Origin of the sequence: Oceanobacillus profundus (genome assembly GCF_003515705.1) — a bacterium.
Taxonomy (GTDB): Bacteria; Bacillota; Bacilli; order Bacillales; family Amphibacillaceae; genus Oceanobacillus; species Oceanobacillus profundus.
Map to the genome: position 1 here is coordinate 12748 of NZ_QWEH01000002.1, position 20751 is coordinate 33498.

25 protein-coding genes are annotated in these 20751 nt (G+C 36.8%); 19 read left to right on the forward strand and 6 right to left on the reverse strand.

All coding sequences use genetic code 11. The features are described 5' to 3' along the window. Positions 1–144: 144 nt before the first annotated feature. A complete protein-coding gene (locus tag D1B32_RS03240; protein ID WP_158586196.1) occupies positions 145–477 on the forward strand; it encodes an MFS transporter in 333 nt (110 codons plus the stop codon). 284 nt (positions 478–761) lie between these two features. Here D1B32_RS03240 and D1B32_RS24665 read toward each other — a convergent pair whose 3' ends face one another. The 3 genes from D1B32_RS24665 to D1B32_RS24210 all read right to left on the reverse strand — a co-directional run bounded on the left by D1B32_RS24665 (position 762) and on the right by D1B32_RS24210 (position 2123). Beyond that, positions 762–845, reverse strand: coding sequence for a putative holin-like toxin (locus tag D1B32_RS24665; protein ID WP_474064730.1), 84 nt, complete (start codon positions 843–845; stop codon positions 762–764). 262 nt (positions 846–1107) lie between these two features. After that, positions 1108–1521: a helix-turn-helix domain-containing protein gene (locus D1B32_RS03245; RefSeq protein WP_095310020.1), complete on the reverse strand. Its 414-nt coding sequence runs from the start codon at positions 1519–1521 to the stop codon at positions 1108–1110. A gap of 323 nt (positions 1522–1844) precedes the next feature. Beyond that, a complete protein-coding gene (locus tag D1B32_RS24210) occupies positions 1845–2123 on the reverse strand; it encodes a hypothetical protein (protein ID WP_240033716.1) in 279 nt (92 codons plus the stop codon). A 306-nt stretch (positions 2124–2429) separates the two neighbouring features. On the opposite strand from D1B32_RS24210, the gene map reads away from it, so the two are divergent. The 16 genes from map (at position 2430) to D1B32_RS03330 (ending at position 16420) form a co-directional block, all read left to right on the forward strand. Next, the gene (gene map, locus D1B32_RS03255) at positions 2430–3170 is read left to right on the forward strand and encodes a type I methionyl aminopeptidase (RefSeq protein ID WP_095310018.1); all 741 of its coding nucleotides are present in this window, start codon (positions 2430–2432) and stop codon (positions 3168–3170) included. Between the two features lie 313 nt (positions 3171–3483). Next, positions 3484–4854, forward strand: a complete 1371-nt coding sequence (locus D1B32_RS03260) for an FAD-dependent oxidoreductase (RefSeq protein WP_095310016.1) — start codon at positions 3484–3486, stop codon at positions 4852–4854. Between the two features lie 249 nt (positions 4855–5103). Beyond that, on the forward strand, positions 5104–5334 hold the full coding sequence (locus D1B32_RS03265) for a hypothetical protein (RefSeq protein ID WP_118888615.1): 231 nt from the start codon (positions 5104–5106) through the stop codon (positions 5332–5334). A gap of 243 nt (positions 5335–5577) precedes the next feature. Beyond that, the gene (locus D1B32_RS03270) at positions 5578–5757 is read left to right on the forward strand and encodes a hypothetical protein (protein WP_187393125.1); all 180 of its coding nucleotides are present in this window, start codon (positions 5578–5580) and stop codon (positions 5755–5757) included. A gap of 288 nt (positions 5758–6045) precedes the next feature. Next, the gene (locus D1B32_RS03275; RefSeq protein ID WP_118888617.1) at positions 6046–6870 is read left to right on the forward strand and encodes an SAM-dependent methyltransferase; all 825 of its coding nucleotides are present in this window, start codon (positions 6046–6048) and stop codon (positions 6868–6870) included. Positions 6871–7209: 339 nt separating this feature from the next. Next, positions 7210–8247: a serine hydrolase domain-containing protein gene (locus D1B32_RS03280; protein ID WP_392391092.1), complete on the forward strand. Its 1038-nt coding sequence runs from the start codon at positions 7210–7212 to the stop codon at positions 8245–8247. 621 nt (positions 8248–8868) lie between these two features. After that, a complete protein-coding gene (locus D1B32_RS03285) occupies positions 8869–9435 on the forward strand; it encodes a biotin transporter BioY (RefSeq protein ID WP_118888619.1) in 567 nt (188 codons plus the stop codon). Positions 9436–9437: 2 nt separating this feature from the next. Continuing rightward, positions 9438–10883 carry an AMP-binding protein gene (locus D1B32_RS03290; RefSeq protein WP_158586197.1) on the forward strand — a complete coding sequence of 482 codons (1446 nt, stop codon included), beginning with the start codon at positions 9438–9440 and terminating at the stop codon, positions 10881–10883. Further along, positions 10880–11974: an acetyl-CoA C-acyltransferase gene (locus D1B32_RS03295; RefSeq protein ID WP_118888621.1), complete on the forward strand. Its 1095-nt coding sequence runs from the start codon at positions 10880–10882 to the stop codon at positions 11972–11974. Before D1B32_RS03290 ends, D1B32_RS03295 begins: the two co-directional genes overlap by 4 nt. Further along, on the forward strand, positions 11971–12312 hold the full coding sequence (locus D1B32_RS03300) for a hypothetical protein (protein ID WP_095310002.1): 342 nt from the start codon (positions 11971–11973) through the stop codon (positions 12310–12312). The genes D1B32_RS03295 and D1B32_RS03300 overlap by 4 nt, the downstream gene beginning before the upstream one ends. After that, positions 12279–12653, forward strand: coding sequence for a MaoC family dehydratase (locus D1B32_RS03305; RefSeq protein ID WP_095310000.1), 375 nt, complete (start codon positions 12279–12281; stop codon positions 12651–12653). Before D1B32_RS03300 ends, D1B32_RS03305 begins: the two co-directional genes overlap by 34 nt. Before the next feature lie 77 nt (positions 12654–12730). After that, a complete protein-coding gene (locus D1B32_RS03310; RefSeq protein WP_118888622.1) occupies positions 12731–13471 on the forward strand; it encodes a pirin family protein in 741 nt (246 codons plus the stop codon). Between the two features lie 44 nt (positions 13472–13515). Next, on the forward strand, positions 13516–13794 hold the full coding sequence (locus tag D1B32_RS03315) for a hypothetical protein (RefSeq protein WP_095309996.1): 279 nt from the start codon (positions 13516–13518) through the stop codon (positions 13792–13794). A 63-nt stretch (positions 13795–13857) separates the two neighbouring features. Continuing rightward, on the forward strand, positions 13858–14541 hold the full coding sequence (locus D1B32_RS03320; protein WP_240033717.1) for a YczE/YyaS/YitT family protein: 684 nt from the start codon (positions 13858–13860) through the stop codon (positions 14539–14541). Between the two features lie 57 nt (positions 14542–14598). After that, entirely contained in the window at positions 14599–15561 is a 963-nt protein-coding gene (locus tag D1B32_RS03325) for a cation diffusion facilitator family transporter (protein WP_095309994.1), read from the forward strand. Between the two features lie 256 nt (positions 15562–15817). Beyond that, the gene (locus D1B32_RS03330; protein ID WP_095309992.1) at positions 15818–16420 is read left to right on the forward strand and encodes a hypothetical protein; all 603 of its coding nucleotides are present in this window, start codon (positions 15818–15820) and stop codon (positions 16418–16420) included. A gap of 173 nt (positions 16421–16593) precedes the next feature. On the opposite strand, the gene D1B32_RS23650 is transcribed toward D1B32_RS03330, so the two are convergent. Beyond that, complete coding sequence (locus D1B32_RS23650) at positions 16594–16737, reverse strand: hypothetical protein (RefSeq protein WP_158586198.1); 144 nt, start codon at positions 16735–16737, stop codon at positions 16594–16596. A gap of 205 nt (positions 16738–16942) precedes the next feature. Here D1B32_RS23650 and D1B32_RS03335 point away from each other — a divergent pair, with 205 nt between their 5' ends. Further along, entirely contained in the window at positions 16943–18397 is a 1455-nt protein-coding gene (locus D1B32_RS03335) for a SulP family inorganic anion transporter (RefSeq protein ID WP_118888623.1), read from the forward strand. Between the two features lie 33 nt (positions 18398–18430). Next, complete coding sequence (locus tag D1B32_RS03340; protein ID WP_316246653.1) at positions 18431–18853, forward strand: universal stress protein; 423 nt, start codon at positions 18431–18433, stop codon at positions 18851–18853. Between the two features lie 76 nt (positions 18854–18929). Here the strand turns inward: D1B32_RS03340 and D1B32_RS03345 are convergent, their stop codons facing one another. Both D1B32_RS03345 and D1B32_RS03350 read right to left on the reverse strand, forming a co-directional pair. After that, positions 18930–20048 carry an NAD(P)/FAD-dependent oxidoreductase gene (locus D1B32_RS03345; protein WP_095309986.1) on the reverse strand — a complete coding sequence of 373 codons (1119 nt, stop codon included), beginning with the start codon at positions 20046–20048 and terminating at the stop codon, positions 18930–18932. Position 20049: 1 nt separating this feature from the next. Further along, positions 20050–20505, reverse strand: coding sequence for a DinB family protein (locus D1B32_RS03350; protein ID WP_095309984.1), 456 nt, complete (start codon positions 20503–20505; stop codon positions 20050–20052). Between the last annotated feature and the right edge of the window lie 246 nt (positions 20506–20751).

The following is a 20751-nucleotide window of genomic DNA, read 5'->3' on the forward strand; positions in this document are numbered from 1 at the left end:
ATGTAAAAATAGGAAGGACAATATCATGCCAAAAAATGATTCGCTAATCGCTTCTTTTGTTGCAGTTGTAGACTTGAAAGCAATATCCCTGACAAATTGAGCATACTGTTAAGTAGATGATGGAATATAGTGGTTTGGCCTGGGGTGAGTTATTGGTGGCTGATTGGAGCCTCGCTTATAATAGGTGTAGGAACTGGTATATTTAGTGTAGTTTTTAGTTATATATTACAAATGGAAAGTCCAGATGGAAAGGTAGGTCAGATGTCGGGAATGTACAATTCCCTGAATGGAATCATTTTACTGGTTGCCCCCATTACTGGTGGATTCCTTGTACAATTATTTGGTGTGTTCACTATTTTCCAAGTGATAGGAATGATTACAGCACTGATTGGGCTTTTTGGTATTGTGATGCAGAATGTGTTATGGGGAAGACGGGACACTGAAAAATCAAGTAAGGAAGAACGAGACATTGTTTAATTTCATATTATCTATATAATCATCTAATTTATTTTTACCATGTCATATTGTATTATACCCGTAGAGTAGGTGATTTAAGGCAAGTTCAATGAGCAACAAACAATCTCCTCAGCAAAGTTTTTTTAAAGCCTAAAATCGGGTATCAATATATATCTATAGTCATACAATATAAAAAAGGCTTGGTGCTGTAACACCAAGCGGGTTTGTGCAGAAGCTTTTTAAAGGGCAGCTCACAAATCAGCGAAAAATAACCACACGAATTGCTGGCTGGGCGATATGGGTGGTTATTTTTTTTGGTGAAAAGACAGTACGGATACGATCAAAGAAGCAAATGACATACAGATGACCAAGCTTTCAAATACCGTCATTATCTCAGCCCCTTTCTTCTTGAATCAAAGGGATGAGCCACCAGGTAAAGTCCTGCACACATTAAATTTATCTAGAATCTTCAAATTGCTGTTGCTGCAATACAACCACAGTGATTCAATTAGTTAATAAACCCCTGAAGTTTAATCATTAGAAACTTTTGCTTTGTTTTTATTTAGTTTAGTTAAACGTATGGTGAGGATGACTTGTACTATTCCAAAAAAAATAAAAAAAACGAGTTTTTTTACTCGTTCTATCTCCATCTCAGTCGGATTTTTTAATATATAAACACTCATGAATAGGTGGACAGCCTAATGCCAGCCAAATAGCAAAAAAAGTTTCCGCTCTTAACGTTTTTTCATTATTAAAGATCAAACTAAGGTTTGCCTTTTTAAGTCCAGTCCTTTTACAAATATCAACTTGTCTAATTTTCTTTTCTTTCGCAATGTCCTTAAATCGATTTTTAACTTCTAAACTATCCAAGCCCCCAGAATTTAGTACAGGGGACATTGCTTCAACATCCAATAATTTAGAAATGGCTGCTCCTTTAATAAAATCCTCAATTTTGGCTTCTGGAGTATCACTTCTCCCACGGAATGAATTATCTAAATTAATCCAGTCAATTACATTCTTTATCTTTTCATACGTTTCATCTTTCATTTCAATTTCTATTCTCATGTATAAAAACCTCTTTTCAAGTACATGATATTCAATAATTAAAGGCTTTAAAGGAGTTGTACCCTGTGTTTTGTAAAAATAATGATGATTTAAAGGAATATGTTGAAGACATATTAGATAAGGGAAGAAAAGGATGAATTCCATTTAACTATATGAGTGATTTTGTTTAACTATGCTAAACTTTTTTGATAAAAAATATAGCGAAATTGAAGATGATGACGTCTTTTATCATGAAATTTAAATTTTGTTTCCACTAGCCCCTGTTCTAAAAAACAAAAACAGAGGCTAGTGAATTTTGCTTAGTTTATTTAATAACAGCAATTTTATACCGAATTACTTTTGAATAGTCTAATCAAAAATAAGAAGAATAATCCGATTGTGACGCCTGTAATATCAAAACCAGCAATTTTTCGAAGCATCGGCTCAATAAATGTATAAGCGGTAAAAATCCCCGAAAGACCAAACACAATAATCGCAATCACCATGATGACATTTCTATTTTTTAAGTTTCTAAGTTCCTTTTTCAAATTTGCTGTTATAAAATACAATAAATGCAACACGAAAAGCTGATGACACCTGGCGATAGCGTTTGTTATTGCCATTAGATCCATCAGCTTCTTTTGGGATAATTCCGTATTGAGGCGTACATAAAGAATCAAATTAAATGGAACGATCAAATGGCTAATAAAAGCTGCCTGAAATTAGACAGCTTTTATAATTATAATGACAGGAATGTTAAGTTTTTTTATAATTAAAGACATGAAATTGTATTTATCCTGACAACGAAGGTTATCTTAAGAGTGTTGTTTAACTTGTGTTCAACTATCGGCCACATTGAAAAAGAAAGGGCAGTTCCATTTCTGCTAAAATTTAAAATTATAAAATACTTAAAGAAGTGAGGATCCACGATGATTGCAAAGACGGAAGAGGATTTTAATGGACTAAAAGAAATTGGTAAAATTTGTGGAGCTATTCGAGATGAATTAGTTCAATGTACGAAACCTGGAATTACGACAAAAGAACTCGATGAAATTGCTGAGGAGATGTTTAAAAAGGCAGGAGCTCAATCTGCGCCAAAAGGAGAATACGATTTTCCAGGGATTACGTGCATTAGCATAAATGAAGAAGTAGCGCATGGGATTCCGAGTGAGCGGATCATACAAGAAGGGGATCTTGTAAATATTGATGTTTCAGGCTCTAAAAATGGATATTTCGCAGATACTGGTATTTCCTTTGTTGTTGGGAAGGGAGATAAAACTTTGCAGAAAATATGTGACGTTGCTAAAGAAGCATTCGACGCTGGACTTGAGAAGGCAAAACCGGGTTCGAAAAAAAGTGCTCTCGGAAAAGCTGTACATAATGTAGCGAAAAGGCATGGCTTAACTGTCATAAAAAATCTCACCGGGCATGGTGTTGGGCGCTCGATTCATGAAGCACCAGAACATATTTTCAATTACTTCTCTCGTTGGGATGACGAAATTTTACAAGATCGTATGGTAATTGCCTTTGAACCTTTTATCTCTACATTTGAAGAAGAAGTTTTTCAATCCGAAGATGGATGGACCTTCCTAACTGATGAAAGCTTTGTAGCTCAATACGAACATACGATTATTCTTACGAAGGAAGGACCGATTATTACTACATTGTAAGAACTTAATACAACACAATTGGCTCTCTGTTTCTTCTTTAGAAACTAATATGCCGATTATAATTAGAAATATCCTGGATTAAGATAAAAGGCAGTGAATGAAATAGAGAATTTAAATGCAGGTGGTTTAGATTCTCTTATTGTAAACGATGTTAGCAAAGACAAAATTAATGATGTCTATGTGTCCGGCAGCATAGACGTGACATTCAAAAAAATTTCTCATCACCACTTGTGAAATGATGAACAAAGTGATATAGTATATTTACGATGTAAATATGTGAAGTATTGAACAAACAATTGGAGGATGATGAATAATGAAAGTAGCAGTTATTGGATGTACACACGCTGGAACAGCAGCGATTAATAATATAGTGAACCTTTACCCAAACGCACAGATTGATGTTTTTGAAAAAAATGATAATGTTTCATTCCTTTCTTGCGGTATTGCTCTTTATGTAGGTGGTGTCGTGAAGGATCCGAATGGACTGTTTTACGCTTCTGTGGAGCATTTCGAGCGACTTGGTGTAAACATGCATATGAATCATGAAGTAACAGCCTGCAATCTAGATGGGAAACAAATCCAGGCAAGAGATATGAAAACAGATGAAACAAAAAGCTATAGCTATGATAAATTGATTATCGCTTCTGGTTCTTGGCCTGTAACACCGCCAATTCCAGGATCTGATTTAGAAAACGTATTGCTATGTAAGAACTTCGAACATGCAAAAGAGATCATTAAATGTTCTGAATCTGCTCGAAATGTTGTCGTTGTTGGTGCAGGATACATTGGTGTGGAACTCGTTGAAGCGTTTGAAGAAAACGGAAAAAACGTCACATTGATCGATAGTGAGGAAAGAATTCTAAATCGTTATTTAGATGACACATTCACTTCCCCTGTGGAAGCAAGCTTCAAACAGCGGGGCATTGAACTTGCTCTTAACCAAACAGTTTCCCAATTTGAAGGAACCGGGACTGTTAAAAAGGTAATCACGGACAAAGGAGAATATAACGCAGACTTAGTTGTAATGTGTGTTGGATTTAGACCGAATACAGGACTATTTAAAGGGCAAATAGAGATGTTGGAGAATGGAGCAATTATCGTTGATTCGTATATGCGAACAAGTGTGCAAGATGTGTATGCTGCGGGTGATTGTTGTGCTGTGCCAAATAATGCAACAAAACAGCATAGCTATATTCCATTGGCAACGAATGCAGTAAGAATGGGTACACTTGTGGCTCATAATCTGTTGAATCCTATCTTGGAACATCCTGGAACACAAGGAACATCTGGATTGAAAATATACAATCATAACATTGCTTCAACAGGATTAACCGAAAGTGCTGCAAAATTAGCAGGATTATCTGTAGCAAGTGCCACTATGGAAGATAATTATCGTCCGGAATTCATGCCGGAAAATGCGGTGATCCAAATAAAGCTTGTGTATGAAACAGAAACACATCGTATTGTTGGGGCGCAAGTCATTTCTGATGCCGACTTTACGCAGGCAATCAACACGATAAGTGTCGGTATTGCCAACCATATGACGATTGAACAATTGGCATTAACCGATTTCTTTTTCCAGCCACATTACAATAAACCAGTAAATTTCCTAAATCAGGTAGCACTGAAAGCAATGGCTAAGGAAACTGAAAAGGTTAGGAAACAAGAACAAATATTAGTGTAAATACAAATCTAACCCGAGCATGTGAAGTCACTTTGCATGCTCGGGTTTTTATTTTTGAATATATTAAAAACTTTAAATATATGATAAGCTGAACAAAATACTGTGAAAAAGATGTACTTATAGTATATGGTGCGTTAATTAAAAAGGATTAACGCTATTTGACATAGAAGTTATTGTACGAACGGGGGAGGATAATTGAATATAGAAGATTGAAAGGAAAGTAATTCACAACAAAGGGAGGTATAAAAGGTGGACTTATTACTCTGGATAACTATTGGTTTCATAATAATCGGATTTGTTGTTCTTACTTCTATGAAAAAAGGTATGGAAAGTAAGCTCGCTTTTATAACAACAAGTAAGGAAGACGAGGAAAGTTCAACAAAAGCTACATCCATAATTTGGTGGATAGTGAGTACCACAGCTTGGGGAATAGTGAGTATGATTCTTATTGTTTGGTGGTTTCATAATCACTTTGGATAACTGTTGGTTTCAGAAAGAACTTAAACAAATGGGTGCGATCCTATCCTTTTTTGTTTGAATATTTATAATCAATCAGACAGGTAATTTTAAACATCTTTTGATATTGCACCGTCTAATACGAAAAGGAGGCAAATTGACTGTAAAAGACTTATTTTCTTGATCATTCTTTTATTAATTACAGTTGGGTGCGGTCATGATATTTCAGAACCTAAAATTACTCAAACCAAAGCAGAAGCAATTGTTTTGCAACATCTTATTGAAGACCGAAACAAAGTCGAAATTAAAATTAAACTAAAATCAGTGAGCAACAGTAGAGGAAAGTACATCGTTGAATGGGAAATCGATAAGAATTGTGAGTTTGGTGCTGTTCAAGTAGATGACCAAAGCGGTGAATTACTAGAAGCCGAGGAAACAAATTGTTAGGCTAATGAAAATTTAAAAAAGATACTTTTTAACTAACATCTGTGGTATTACCAGCTAAAAGCAGAAAAAGAATTCAAGAACTGGGCACGATTGTGAAATAAACTTCTCTTTCCTACTTCAACTATACGGTGCTTTAACGAAAGATCGATTGACGTTCGATTATTGTACTAAATGGCAGGTTTGTTTTAACAAGGGAATTACTGTTTAGTGAATGACTATAATATTTGTCTAAAGTGCTTGAAATTATCTAGAAACAGAATAAGTCATTAAGTAATCTGGAGGTGGACAATGACATTTGTTGAGTTAAACAGTAAAACAACAACGTTTTTATCTAAATATAAGCTCTTTGAAACAGATAAAATACAACAAGTCCAACTGCAACACCGTTTGGATTTAATGGAAGCATTTGAAGTTAAAAAGGGAATGAGTGTACTAGAAATTGGCTTTGGACAGGGTGATACATCCGTAGCATTAGCAGATACAGTAGGAGATTATGGGAAAGTTATCGGCATTGATATTGCCAGTCGGGACTATGGAGCTCCGTTGACATTAGGACAAGCAACAGACGTAATCAAGAGTTCTGTATTGGGAGAGCGTATTACATTCCATTTTGAAGTGGATCTTGAATCATTTGAATCAAGTGAAATATTTGATGTGGCAGTGTTGTCTCATAGTTCCTGGTATTTTAAAAGACCTGAAGATTTACTCCGTTATTTTAAGAAATTGCGTAGAATGACGAAATGTATATGCTTAGCAGAGTGGGATCTTGACTTTACTCACATATCGCAGCGTGCCCATTTTTGTGCTGCTTCCATTCTAGCCTTGTACGCGAATTTTGTGGGGAATGATGGAAATATACAAAACGTGTTTCATAAAGAACAAATTCGGGAGTTGCTTGAAAAGGCAGGTTTTCAAATCGTTAAACAAGGTATGGTCGATGCCTCGTATTTACAGGACGCACAGTGGGAAAAGAGTTATGCCAATAGCATTCGTAAAGAGTTCGCCAATGTCCCCTCGATGATTCAAACATTGGTTACCAGCTATTATGAACTGATGAATGTGTCAAATGAAAATGAGAAGTCATTAAACAGTTTCATTCTATATGCAAAGTAATTGGATGATTAAGAAACATTGCAACTAAAGACCAAATGAGCCTTATTTTCTTATTGTATTAATTGGTGCAAGAGTTGAAGATAAGATCAAACTGCAGCTATTGTGCTAAGGCGACAGGTTACTTGAAGAAATAGTAATTTAATTGTATATGGTATTTGAATTATTAACAGAGTATTGCTAAAATTGTTTAGTAGGATATGCTAGTCTCACAATAATTATACAGGTGACTTAAGTTAGATAACTTATGTTGGTGTCCTTAATGGTTAAAAACAGTAATGTTGCACAGTGCCTCCAATCATATTGGGGGCATTTTTAAATTTTAAAAGGAGAGTGAATAAGTTGCTATTAAAAAATGATTACTCAAACTTGTTTGAAGATGTATATACTCAAGTAAAAGAAAGTGCTGAAAAGTTGGGTTCTAGTGGTGCTGCTCTATTTATTATCCATAACGACAAAATCGTAACAGAGTCTTACTTTGGTAAACAGTCGAATGCTAAACATGCTCGAGATGTTAAAGCAGACACTCAATTCCACATTGCATCTGTAAGAAAGACTTATATTGGTTTTGCTGCTGCTTACGCTATATATAATGGCTACTTTTCCATTGATGATCCGATTCGACTGTTTGTTGAAGATTCTTATTTGCCTGCATATGAAGGTGTAACCATTCGTCACTTATTAACCCATACACATGGACTTAAAATAGTTGATGGTAAACTAGTAAGTGAATATAAACCTGGTAGATCATGGGCATATAGAGGTCCGAGTATTGAGTTGTTGACAACGATTATCAAAAAAACAACGGGACAGTCCGTTGCTGATATTATAAAAGAGCAGGTCATTGAGCCAGTCGGCTTTCAATCGACAGAATGGATTAAGATGAGTCAGCCTCATTCAAAAATTGCAAACACTATTCGGGCCCCAGATAACTCATTCTGGACTGTGACGGATGTATTAGATGGTTCTGGAATGAATATGTATGTTTCTGCACAAGAGCTTGCTTTATGGGGCTACCTTCATTTAACAGGTGGGAAATGGGCAGGAAAACAGCTTATTCCTAGAGAAATCATGCAAATGGCAACATCGATTCAGACTCCTAATCCGAGACTACCTATTCATAAGAACGGATTTTTATGGTTTGTAAAAGACACGAACCATACCTTTAACCAAATAGGCGATACAGTTCCAAAAGGTTCTTATCAATTACTTGGCTACACAAATGTAGCTCTGCTTGTCATTCCAGAGGAAAATGTAGTAGCAGTAAGAATGTTTAATCGTTATGGTTCATCGGAAGGGTACGACTACCTCAACGACATTCGGTCTTTTGGAGACACTGTTTATAAATGTTCCAAAAAGACTAATACAACACATAATTGAAGGTGTTTCAGATACGAACAGGCACAAAAGGTCTAGAATCATTATTAGACTTTGATAAATCAGAGCCTTTTTTATTATTTTTTATAAGGGCAAGAGTATAACTAGGCGATCTCAAAATAATTGCCTATTTCTTTTTTGAGAGCAAAACCTAATTGATGATGAACTATGTCTAATTCAAACCTTTAAGGTTTAATGCAACTAAATGGCGCAAAGTTTCAAAGGTATATTCTTATTCCTAATCGGTATTAAGAAGGGATTTTTAACAATTTATAGAATAGTAACAAATTAAAAGGAGAAATGAAATAAATAGACACTTCTTGTGTTTAAGAGCAAAATAGTTCAATAAATTTTTTCCTGAGGAGTTTATCAAATGAGAAAAATAGGGGTTGTCCTATTAGTTTTTTTAATTTTTACAGGAATTGGTTTAGCTATATTCATTATAAAAAAACAAACGTTGAAGATAGTGTAATTCAATATTTAACAAAGGAAAAGAATATATTAAAAGTTCACCATCGTAACGCTTATCCATAATGCATCAAAATTAGCAAGTGGTCGTATCAATTTACTAAAAATGATATTTATACTACACTATTGTTAACTTATAATCAGGGGTGGTTGACAATGGATGTAAGAAAACTTGTATATGTATCATTATTTGCAACAGTCATTGGGGTATTAGGGTTATTTCCTCCGATTCCATTGGGGTTTTCACCAGTTCCGATAACGCTGCAAACATTAGGTGTTATGCTTGCTGGAAGTGTGTTAGGTGCTCGTTTTGGACCCAAGTATGCTTCGTATAGTTTAATTTTATTTTTATTATTAGTTGCTACAGGACTGCCATTATTGTCAGGTGGCAGAGGCGGTCTGGGCGTGTTTGTTACACCCTCAGGTGGTTTTCTCATTGGCTGGGTTGCTGGTGCATTTATCATTGGCTACATATCCTATAAAATGAAAGAAACATCCTTATTTAAATTAATGGTAGCTAATCTTGTTGGCGGTATGTTGGTTATCTATTTGTTTGGGATACCGTTTCAGGCTTTTGTGATGGAAATCTCGATTGGGCAAGCAGCTCTCTTAAATTTGATCTATCTACCAGGTGATTTCACAAAAGTCATGATTGCTTCGTTACTAGCTATTAAATTACAGAAGCGTGTTCCGCTTTTAAAGGAGGTCAAAGCTTTAAATTGAAAGTGACGAGTACATATAAAAAACATAACGAATTATACCCTAATAAGCCTGCAATTATTACAGAACAAAAACATCTGACCTATGGGGAATGGTATGAATCCGTACAACGAACAGCAGCCGCTTTTTCGATGGAAGCGGGCACCACAAGAAGGGTTGCACTTTTTTTGCCAAATGATGACGTGTTTTTACAAGTATTTGCAGGTGCATGTGAGGCTGGCTGGGCTAGTATTATTGGTGATATGAGATGGAAAAAGAGAGAAATAGAAGCACGATTGAAACAAACGTCACCCGATTTCATTATAGCTGATAAAAAAATGAGAAAAATTCTGGCTGATTTCCCTATCAAGGTTGTGTTTTCCGATGATTTGGCTCAATGGGTAAATAGTAAAAGTCTTCAAAAGGCAGATTTAGAAGAAAATGTCCCATTTTATATTGGATTTACTTCCGGCTCAACTGGAATGCCAAAAGCTTTTGTACGTTCGCATGCTTCGTGGATTGAGACATTTACATGCAATCGAGAAGATTTGGGGGTGAATGGAAGTGAACACGTACTGATCCCTGGGTCATTTGTAAATTCAACGTTTCTTTATGGGGCAATAAGTACGCTCTTTGATGGTGGTACAGTTTATTTGCTGAAGAAATTTAATGCTCAATATCTGATGAGGACCATTGATATATATCCTATATCGACAGTTTATGTTGTTCCGACAATGATACAGGCAATGATAAATGAAGGATATCAAAGTGACAGAAAGGTGACCATTATTTCAACGGGGGCCAAGCTGTTGCCAAGTGTGAAGAAGGCGTTTCGAAAACAATTTCCCAGTGTGCTCATTCATGAATTTTATGGTGCGTCAGAGCTTAGTTTTGTTTCCCTTATAAAAGACGATGCGAATGAAAAATATGATACATCTGTTGGCAAAGCTTTTCATAACGTAGAGATTTGCATCATGAAGGAAGATGGTAAAAAAGCGGAAGTGGGAGAAGAAGGAATATTATATGTGATAAGCAATATGTTTTTTGATGGATACATTGATAATCCAGGCGAAACGAAAAAGGTTCTTCAAGGAGATTGGGCTACAGTGTATGATGTTGCCAAAATGGATGAAGATGGGTATATATACATTCTTGGTCGGAAAAATGACATGATTTTATATGGAGCGTACAACATTTATCCACAGGAAATAGAAAAGATGCTTAAAAGCCATCTTGGTGTAAAAGAGGCTGCAGTCATTGGAATCAGTGATGTGTATTGGGGAGAGAAGGTGGCTGCTTTTATCCAGGGCGATCTTTCGATCCAATCCTTAAAAAACTATTGTCTTAAAAACTTAGCGGCATACAAGATACCTAGAATTTGGAGGAAAATCGACTCTTTTCCGGAAACAGCTGGTGGCAAAGTTTCCCGTCAAGAATTGAAAAAGCGGTTCGAACAAGGTTTTTATGTATGAGAAATGCAGTGATTGTAAATGCGAAACGAACGGTAATTGGAAAGAAAAATGGTGTTTTGAAACACTATTCTCCAGAACAGTTAGCATCTTTTGTTATCCATGATCTTACAAAAGAACTTAACGAATCAGTTGATGATATCATTTTAGGAAATACGGTTGGTCCAGGTGGAAACCTTGGGCGACTTTCAGCATTGGAAAGTGGTCTGCCATACATGGTTCCAGGATTAACAGTTGATCGGCAATGTGGTTCCGGGCTAGAAGCAATCCGTCTTGCCTGTCATCTCATTCAGGGAGGCGCAGGCGATATCTATATTGCTGGTGGTGTGGAAAGTGTGAGCACGTCCCCCTTTAAAAGTCGAGCTCGTTTTTCGCCAGCGTATATCGGTGACCCTGATATGGGGATTGCAGCCGAGAATATTGCTGAAAAATACAGGATTACAAGAGAAATGCAGGATGAATTCGCGAATTTAAGCTATCAGCGATCACTTGATTCCCATGAAAAAGGATACTTTTCTGATGAGATGGTCCGGATTGCAGATATTTCGTTTAGAGATGAAGGATTAAAACCAGATTTGAATTATGAGCGGATGTTAAAGCGCGTGTCCCCCTGTTTTAAGAAGAATGGAACGGTAACAGCGGGTAATTCTTGTGGCGTTAATGATGGGGCGGCAGCTGTTCTAATTATGTCAGAAGATAAAGCAAAGGAGCTGAATCTGCAACCAATCCTTCGCTTTGTAGATAGCAGTGTAATCGGAGTCGATCCGAACTACCCTGCGTCAGGTCCGATTCCAGCCGTTTCGAAGCTCCTATTTAAAAATAAATTATCCATAGAAGACATTGATCTCATTGAACTAAATGAAGCATTTGCGGTGAAGGTTGCATTATTTGCTCAAGCGCTTTCGTTTTCGTATGACCGTATAAATCCAGAAGGCGGTGCGATTGCGTTAGGACATCCATACGGTGCATCAGGAGCGATTCTTGTGACAAGATTGTTTTATGAGGCACAAAGACTTGAGCCCAATTACTGCATTTCAACTATTGGAATTGGCGGTGGCCTTGGTATAGCGGTGCTCTGGGAGAGAATAAAATGAAATCAAAAAGGGTTTGTGTGACGATTACTGAAAAAATGGTGGAAAGGTATGAAGCGATTTTTGGCAAACAAAAACAATTGCCACCGACTTTTCCGATGTTATTTTATAAGTATATCGAAGTACCATGGAAATACGAAGCAGAACCTATTCATCGAAAGCAAAAATGTGTTTGTCATTCTCAACTCATGATTGGCGAAAGTTACGAATGTGAAGTTTTGCTTGATCGAAAAGTGAGAAGAGGAATGAATACATTTTATACACAAACCCTTGTAGGTTTCGACTTAGAAGGAAAGGAGAGCTTTCGATGTGTATCCGAACTAATTGTAAGGTCTTCTTAACAGAAGAAAAAGTAAAACAATATACGCTATTATCAGGTGATCAAAATCAAATTCATCATGATGAAAAGATTGCAAAGCAATACAAGTATAGGCAGCCGATTGCCCATGGAATGCTAATCATGGGTATTGGTGCTGCGCTTTGTTCTAGTCTTTTGGAAAGCAATGTGATAATTTCCGATTATGAGATGAATTTTCTGCAGCCAGTATATGTGAATGATGAACTGCAACTGATTGTAGAAGAGAAAAACGATTTACAATGGCTTGAAGTCAAGGGAACAGTCCAAGATGTACAGGTGGCACGAGGGAGAGTGCAATTTCAGAAGGCAGATAAGAATACATAATTGTTTCAGGTAGCTCTAAAATCGTTATAGTTTGCTATAATAATAGCAGAATGTATAAATGAAAAGGAGGGCTTTGGATGCTGCAAAAGTTATTCGCAGACAAACATAAACAGCCCTACAAAGGCTATTTCACAATAACTCGTGTGCATCCAGGCGATATTGTTGATCAAAAGTTTCATGATACTGCATTTGGTCCTTTAAGCGTTATTGATCATGCTGTTATGAAAAAAGGGTTAACGATAAAAATGCATGAGCATATGAACGATGAGATACTAAGTTATGTTTATAAGGGGACATCAAATCACAAAGACTCATCAGGGTTAGACACTCCAATATTTCCTGGGAAACTTATGATGATGAATGCTGGTTCTAGCTTTTGGCATGAAGAGAAAGTAAAAAATGAAGACGTAGAGATGCTGCAAATTTTCGTGCGGCCGAGAGAAGCAGACCTGGAACCTAGAATTCAATTTCATGAGAAAGAGGTAGCTAATCGAAATTGGTATGTGATGGTAGGGCCAGAGGATAGTCAGACACCGTTGTATGTTAGAAATAATGTATATATTCTTGACGCACACCCAAAAAAGGGAGATGTCTTGGATATTCCTGTTTACCCAGAGCTCGTGCCTTTTTTATATGTACTAGATGGAGAAGTTGCAATCGATGATGTTCAGTTAAATCCGAAGGAAGCGGTAACAGACTTGGATAACCCACTTCCAGCCATTACAGCAATAGAAGACACGACTGTTGTTTTATTCTTTGTCGATATGGATGCAGCGATGACTATGTCTGGGACGATTAGTGGGAATGCAAGTAATTGATGAAGAAACTATATTCTATAAGAATTAATGAAAGGATAGGAAGTATGTTACAAAAAATGAAATCGTATAGTCAGCTTTTCATCGCAAAGAAATCGTTGAATACACTGTTAAAAACGAATCGTTACGAATCTGAAGCGCTCATGAGAAATTATCATACCATATTGGTGGAAAATAATCAGCTCCATGAGGATTTAACAAAAGGATCCGTCGAAGGCAAGAATAAGCTTTCCATACAGTTGATCGATTCTTTTATTAAGCTTCGTGACCATCGTCATGATGAAGATTTCTATACACAGGTAGCAAAGGAATGGGTAAAAAAGTAAAAAAAGATGAAGTAGCACGGCTTTATATTTCGAGGAACAGACTCTACATTTGAAAAAAGGAGTATGGATATAAAGCATTTTTTATGGTCACAGATGGGGGAGGTTAAAATTAATTATCCACTTCGTTTAGCGTTTTATTTCATAGGCGTTATTGTGTTCAGTGCAGGTATTACATTAACAATTAATATGCAGCACTTGGGGATTCATCCGTGGGATGTGCTAAGCGTCGCCTTTTTTGAAAAGGTGGGGCTATCGATTGGATCATGGAATATTATCATTTCTGCTGTATTAATCATAATAACCTGGATCATAGGTAAAAATTATATTAAGCTTGGTACGTTTTTGAATGCAATTTTAGTTGGTTTGTTTGTCGATCTGTATCGTTGGATGGATATCTTGCCAAACGCGACACATACATGGATTGATTTTCTGTTCATCATTCTTGGTATTGTCATTATGGGATTTGGTGGTGGAATGTACAATGCGGCAGGCTTGGGGGCAGGACCAAGAGATGGCTTTATGCTTTCGATAGCAGAAAAGCTGGGAGCGCCGATTGGCAGAGTACGAATAATTACAGAGTGCAGTGTACTTGTTATTGGACTTTTAATTGGTGGACCAGTCTTTATTTTTACATTTATCTTTACGTTTATTCAAAGTCCAATCTTTCAATTTACATATTTAAGGCTTGGTAAGGTTGTGCTTCGACGGGATTATAAGCATCCGGAAAGAGCATCTAATGCAAAATAAATTCTCCTAATATAACAGGGCAACTATGGGTATAGCTATTTATATAGGAGGTATGTGATGGGTATTATTGAAAGATTGAAACAGGGAAATACATCATCAGGTATTGCTGCACTTGGAAATACGTTTCTTGCTGCTATCAAAGGTGTAGCTGCTGCGTTCAGTGGCAGTGGTACGATGTTTGCATCCGCAATGCATTCCTTAGCAGATGCGGTTAATCAAGGCTTTGTTTATTTTGGAAGTGTTCTTGCTGAATTGCCACCCTCGAAGCGTTTTCCAGCAGGATTTGGCCGTGTTATTAATATCTTTTGCATGATTGCCGTAGTTGTCGTTACGATAATGGCGTATGAAACAATTAAAGAAGGCTGGCATTTATTACAGCATCCAGCAGAATCAACGCACTTTTGGCTTAATCTAATTATTTTATTGGTTGCGTTATTGGTTGACGGGTTTATCTTGTATAAAGCAATGAAGGAAATCAGGATGGAGACTGGAGGCGATAAAGCTGTCGCTATCATTCCTTATGCATTTAAAAATGTAAATAAGGCTTCACCTGCAACAAGGCTTGTGTTTTATGAAGATTTGGTTGCTACGGCAGGTGCAGTATTAGCGATTATTGGGATTGTATTGGCGCAATTTTTCAGTATACTTGCCGCAGATGGAATAGCGTCTATGATTATTGGGATTCTAATGTTATATGTTGCCTTTCGGGTTGGCTATGATAACATGGTTGGTTTAATCGGTGTATCTGCTCCAGCGGAGATTCAGGATAAAATATATAACATCGTATTAAAAGATGAAGATGTCGTTGATATTAAACGGATACGAATGATACAAGAAGGCAGGCTTTATCATGTGGAAGGCACGGTTGAACTGAAAAAAGGACTAAGTTTAGATGAGGCGGATGATATTAAATATCGCTTAAGAGACGTTTTATTAAGGGAGCCAGAAGTTGCCGATGTTTTGTTAGGGATTGTCGAAACAGATGATATAAAGAATTGGAATCCAGAAGAAAAAAAATAGACATGTCCTGCATGTTTATTTTTTTTGCAATATAGAAAGCAAAGGCACACTCCTAAAGGAATTAGATGCCAAGATACTGGAAATTTTATATAAAAGTTAAAAATTAATAACTTTTATTTATTGGAAATTTAATTTTAACAAAGGAAAGAATTCGATTTTGGTAGGGATAAGCAAACTGATAATGATATTTACTATTCTGGAAATATATTTTAGCTATGCTAGAATGAAGGAAATAATTAAAGAGGGGGAGAGGTATGTGAATGTGGTTTATGATAGAGATAAGCTTACAGAAGAACTATATGGTATTCTAGACGATCTGTTATTCTTTGCTAAAGAACATTATCGAGTGCGCCTTTATAAGAAAATCGAATGGATGATCCTGCAACTTGGTATTCGTGAAGATTTTCAAGGCGGATTATTTAAATCATTTATCTGGATTGTTATTTTTTGCGATCGTGATGCAGATGGTTTAACAATATATCAGCATTATTTAAACAAAAGAAGGAATTGCTTGGAAGGTATCAATATAAAGCTGCGTAATGTTCTATTTAGCTGGCTTGAGCTGCGACCTGGTTTTTATCGTGTAACGGAAGCAGGCAACAGGAGTGGTAGTATCTTTATTTTTCAAGATGTGATTCACCAAAGGATAAGTGTTGTGTATTGTAATCACTATCCATCTCTGAAGAACGGGGATCTTATCAGTGGTTTGTTAATGCCATTTGGAGAAGACTTTTATTGTACGATCAGCAGTTTAATTGAGGTAAATACAGATACTCCAATACTATTGGATAAGGATTCTAAGCAAGCTGATATGAAATCGTTAAAAGAGTATATCAGGATAATGAAGCTCGCCTTATAACAGTTTTGGGGAATAATGAATTAACATTTGAAAAGTGTTGAGATAATCGAGTGTTATTCAACGAAAGAATCGCAGTATTACCACAGGCATAATGATACTGGTTTTAATTAGAGTGTGCGGGTGGAAGAAGATAAAATCGAAAAACCAAAGAAATAAACACTTCTCTGGCTATCTCAAATGAAAAGCTCTGTGCTTTCTTCTAATGATTTTCTATCAACATCATAATCCTCAATGATATTCTCCATAAACCACCAGGTTAGAAGCATAGCAATTACAGTAACAAGCACAATGATAAGTATAACAACTTTACCCTTCATGGAAGACACCTCTTTCGTCTACAGATAGGTTATCAAATTCGTCATTACCTGTAAATATAAAATTCCGAACACGAAGAAATCACCCGTGTATGTGCTATATTATGACTTTGATAAGAAGCTTGTATTATGGTATGATAAGCTTTTGGAAAATGATAATCTAGGTAGTTTATAAGCAATAATATATAAATTAGAAAGAGGTAAAAAATTGAAAATTGAGCAATTAAAGCAAGAATGGTTTGGAAATGTGAAGGGTGATATTTTGTCTGGAATTGTTGTTGCACTTGCACTTATTCCAGAAGCAATCGCATTTTCGATTATTGCTGGTGTAGATCCAATGGTAGGTTTATACGCATCTTTTTGCATTGCGATTGTCATTGCCTTTGTTGGGGGAAGACCAGGCATGATATCAGCTGCAACAGGTGCGATGGCATTATTAATGGTAAACCTCGTAGCAGAGCATGGGCTGCAATATCTATTAGCAGCAACTATTTTAACAGGAATTATTCAAGTTGTTTTTGGGGTATGTAAATTAGCAAAAGCAATGAAATTTGTACCGCACTCCGTCATGATTGGTTTTGTTAATGCATTAGCTATCTTAATATTTGCTGCTCAGCTTGAGCACTTTGTCGGGGAAACATGGATTATGTATGCACTTGTTGGCTTAACGTTAGCAATCATTTATCTTTTTCCACGTTTTACAAAAGCAATACCTTCTACATTGGTGGCAATTGTAGTTGTGACTGCAATTGTGATATTCGGCAATGTTGATATTCGAACGGTTGGTGATATGGGGGCATTGACACAGCAATTGCCAGTCTTTCTGATTCCGTCTATTCCATTAACATTGGAAACATTAATGATTATTTTCCCATATTCTCTTGCATTGGCAATTGTTGGTTTATTAGAATCGCTTCTAACGGCGAATATTGTGGATGATATGACAGATACGGAAAGTGATAAGAATAGGGAAAGCCGCGGTCAAGGAATCGCAAATATCGTAACCGGATTTTTTGGCGGTATGGCTGGATGCGCGATGATTGGACAATCTGGTATCAATGTGAAATCAGGTGGAAGAGGTCGGTTATCGACATTTGTTGCTGGTGCATTTTTAATGTTTCTTATAGTCGTTTTGGGTGACCTTGTTGTTCAAATACCGATGGCAGCTTTGGCTGGGGTAATGGTGATGGTTTCCATTAGTACGTTTGATTGGTCTTCGGTACGCAATATTTTCAAAGTGCCAAGAACCGATGCGTTCGTAATGGTAGCAACGGTTATAATTGTTGTTGTAACGAATAATCTAGCCTTAGGAGTATTTGCAGGTGTAATATTAAGTGCAATCTTCTTTGCAGCGAAAATTTCGAAAGTAACGGTGACAGATAGTCTTGATGAGGCAGGAAATAAACGAATCTATCATGTAGTCGGACAATTGTTCTTTGCTTCTGTTAGTGACCTTCCAAAGCGGTTTAACTATGAAGATGCAGTTGAAAGTGTTGAAATAGATTTGCTGAATGCGCACTTATGGGATGATTCAGCAATAGCTGCATTGGATAAAATCGAATCAAAGTTTAAGGATGCTAACATTCGAGTTATGTATACTGGGCTAAACAAGGAAAGTATGCAGTTGAAAAACAAAATACATGGTATCTCTTCCGAATATTAAGCTGATTGTGCTATGATGGAAAAAACGGGGGTGGTGCGTTTGTTTAAACGAATTTTGCTAGCGGTTGATGGATCAGATCATTCCGTTCGCGCGGTAAAATATGCGATCGAACTGGCTGAAAAGTTTGATGGTGTCATTGAAACCGTTTATGTTGTAGACGAAAATACCACTAAGAAAGATGTATTGTATGCTGCAAATAAGCTTGAAATTGAAGCGAAGCGGAAGGAAAAAATAAAACCGATTCGGAATTTATTGGAACAATCGAATGTTGTTTTTGGTACACACGTACTCCATGGAGAACCTGGCCCATGTATTGTTCAGTTTGCAGAAGAAAGAGAAGTTGATTGTGTGGTAATCGGAAGCCGCGGATTAAATCAAGTACAATCCTTTCTTTTGGGGAGCGTCAGCCACAAGGTTGCTAAACGAACAGCATGCCCGGTCTTGATTGTTAAATAATTATATTGAAAAACTGCCCTATCATGAGGGCAGTTTTTTGTTTATTATTAGAAATAGGAAGGATTAAATACCCAACCTATTTAACAGCACCAGCTACTGGATAGTTGTCTAAATTAATTTCAGGCGGCTTCCCTAATGCCAGGCTTGCTAATTGGTTACCAATATAGGGTCCCATTGTTAACCCGGTAGAGCCTAGTCCATTGGCAAGCAGTAGCCTTTTAAAATTAGGCAGTTCCCCAATTACAGGTAGAAAACCAGGGGTAACTGGTCTAAAACCAACTCTTGTTTCTAATATGGTACTACTCTGTAAGCCAGGAGCTGCATCAATTGCTTTATTTAAAATTTCCTGTATGCCACCAGCAGTATTTCGATAATCAAATCCAGTGTCATCTTCGTATGTTGTACCAACCACAATTCGTCCACCATCAAATGCTAGCAAGTATTGGTTATTCGGAGGCATGACAACAGGCCATGTGGATGTATCCATATCAGGAACTGCTAAATGCATGATTTGCGCACGTTGTGGGGTAACTTGAAAAGTCACTCCAAGTGGTTCGATTAGTTCATTCATCCATGCACCTGTTGCTGCAATTACGCAATCTCCATCAATGTTTGTACCATTTACAGAAACTCCAGTAATTTCAAAGCCATTTCTAACAAGGCTCGCATTTCCAGTTATAAATTCAGCACCATTCTTTTTTGCAGCTCGAAGCAGCGCATCCCGTAGTTTGCGCCCATCGACTCTAGCTGCACCACTCACATGCACGGAACTATACGCTTCTGAAAGTAAAGGGAACATTGATGTAGTCTGTTTCGAATCAAGTAAGGTAATTTCACCAATTTCAGGGGCGGTCTCCCGGCGTTTAAGTGCTCGATCACGCATTGCAAGAAGCTTTTTTTCATCCGTATGGAGACTAATCGCACCGATTTGAGCATAACCAACGTCCTCTTCACCATCTTTTTGCAATTCATTGATTAACTTATGGTACATCCGCGCCCCGTTTTTCGCTAAATTATACCATGCTTTATTTCGGCGCTGGGAAAGCCAGGGGCAAACGATTCCCGCGGCGGCATCTGTTGCTTGTCCTTGATCATTTCGATCAATAACAATAACATTGACGCCTTTTTTGGCGAGATGGTAGGCAGTGCTTGCCCCTAGTATTCCAGAGCCAATTATAATGCATTTCTTGACCATGTTACCCAGCTTTCACAACTTGGTGCATTGCTTTGATTTTTCCAATATGCTCTGCTTCATGATAAGCAAGCATGATTAACAAATCTCCATGTGTTTCGATGCTGCCAAACGGTACCTTAAACTTAACGTTGGATTTCCAAAATAAATCATCAAATTCATTTACACGATTTTGCTGATCTTCGAGTGCTTCAATTAATACATCAAGTGATGGTGCTTCTGAAGTCCAATCACTCGGCTTGGTACCCGAACTAAAAAGCTCTGCAAAAACCTTTGGAATATTTGTTGACTTTGCAGGATATCTAAATAAAAATTTCTCAGTTACAACAATTGCATGTCCAATGTGCCAGCGAATCGTATTACTAAAGTATTCCGATTGGCGATCAATGGTAGATTCGTCTAGCTCTTTTATAAATGTCAGTAAAGAAGTTCTTGTTAAATTGAATTGTTTTCGTGACATATTTATCCCTCCAATAGTATTGATTATAATAGAAACAGCACTACTTTAACAATTATATGGATTTTTATAAAGGAAATTGTAAACTTTTCAAGAATAATAAAAGAAGGGAGATGTTTTGATACAGATTTTTCGTGAATTCGTTTCCAATGACTTTCTTAAAATGGAGATATGTTACACGGATGAAAAATAAACAGGAAGCATAAGGAACGAAAGAAGCACTTGGATGGAGTGGAAAAACTGTATTTT